The following is a 1665-nucleotide window of genomic DNA, read 5'->3' on the forward strand; positions in this document are numbered from 1 at the left end:
CCGCGAGGCGATCGCCGACGCCGACCTCACCGTCGCACTCGACCCCGGCCACGGCGCGGGCGCGCTCACCAGCCCCGAGTTCTTCCGCCGGCTGGGCTGTGACGTGGTGACCGTCAACGGCCAGCCCGACGGCCACTTCCCCGGCCGCGACCCCGAGCCGGTCCCGGAGAACCTCGACGACCTCGGCCGGCTCGTCCGGGCGAGCGACGCCGACGTTGGGGTGGCCCACGACGGCGACGCCGACCGCGCGATCTTCTTCGACGAGACCGGCGAGTACATCGAGGGCGACGCCTCGCTGGCGGCGCTGGCGGCCGAAGCCCTGGAGCCGGGCGACGCCACCGTCGCCGCCGTGAACGTCTCCCAGCGACTCGTCGACGTGTGTGACGAGGTCGGCGCCGACCTCGAACTCACCCCGATCGGCGCGACGAACATCATCACGCGGATTCAGGAACTCGAGGCCGAGGGCCGCCGGGTCCCCATCTCGGGCGAGGGCAACGGCGGGATCTTCTTCCCCGACTTCCGGCTGGTCCGTGACGGCGCGTTCATCGCCGCGAAGTTCCTCGAACTGCTCGCGAAAACAGGCGACAGCCCGAGCGAGGTCGTCGCGCCCTACACCGCCTACGAGAACGTCCGGCGCAACCTCGCGTACGACGAGGAGTCCGAACTCAGCGCGATGCTCGCCGCCGCCGAGCAGTACGCCGAGGCGGCCGACGTGGAAGCGAGCACCGTCGACGGCTACCGGCTCGACTACGGCGACGCGTGGGTGCTGGTCCGGCCCTCCGGCACCGAGCCCAAGGTCCGGATCTACGCCGAGGCCCGCGAGCGCGAGCGCGCGGTCGAACTCGCCGACGCCGTCGAAGAGAAACTCGCGGCGGCGCTCGACAACTGACCCGCCGGCCGAGGACCGTTCTCAGTTCTCCAACGCCTGCTCCAACCGATCACGCTCCCCGCGGAGCCGTTCGGCTTCGGCCTCGATCTCGCCGTTCCGGAGCGCCTCACGCTGTTCCGCGGTAAGCTCTTCCTCCGCGACGACCGCGTCCCGCAGCCGGTCGTAGTCCTCCCGCCGGGCGAGATCACGGAGGTTCCGGGCCAGCGCGACCGTCTCCTCGTCGGCGAAGCGGCCGACGACCGACACGAGTTCGCTCGCGAGGTAGCGCAGTTCGTCCGCGGGCGGCGGCGATCCCACCGTCAGCGGCTCCGGGCCGATGCGGTCGAGGTAGGTCCGGTGGACCGGGACGGTGGTCTCGAACGCGGTCGGGTCCTCGACGTAGTGGGAGAGCTTCGAGCCCGAGTACTGCGCGTAGGAGAGCAGCGTCGACAGCGGCTCCTCGCCCGCGGGGTGGTTTCGCACGTACTCCAGCAGGTCCGTCGGCGGCCGCTGGTAGTCGATCAGCGGGTACTGCTTCGTCGTCTCGATCAGTTCGAGCAGTTCCCGGACCGGTGCATCCTGGACGTACGCCTCGAACGCCTCGCGGACGGCGGCGTCGTAGCGTTCGATCGGCTCGGTCAGCGTCTCGGTCGGCGCGGAAAGGTCCGCGTCGCCCAGCCGCCGGAGTTCGGCGAGTTCGTCCAGCCGGCGCTCGATCGCCGACAGCCGCTCGGTCACGGCGCGCTCGGCGTCGTCGACGCGTTCCGCGAGCCCGCGAGCATGGCGCTGTTCGCCGA

Annotated in this window: 2 protein-coding genes; one reads left to right on the forward strand and one right to left on the reverse strand. The window is 71.4% G+C overall.

Annotated features, from left to right (window positions below; all coding sequences use genetic code 11):
- Positions 1-889 (forward strand): phosphohexomutase domain-containing protein (locus tag ACFR9S_RS01130; protein ID WP_459077181.1); only part of this gene is annotated, 889 nt, incomplete at its 5' end.
- A 21-nt stretch (positions 890-910) separates the two neighbouring features.
- Here the strand turns inward: ACFR9S_RS01130 and ACFR9S_RS01135 are convergent.
- A partial coding sequence (locus ACFR9S_RS01135; protein ID WP_459077182.1) for a DUF7118 family protein occupies positions 911-1665 on the reverse strand: 755 nt, incomplete at its 5' end.

It is taken from the genome of Halolamina salina (assembly GCF_042678005.1).
Classification (GTDB): domain Archaea; phylum Halobacteriota; class Halobacteria; order Halobacteriales; family Haloferacaceae; genus Halolamina; species Halolamina salina.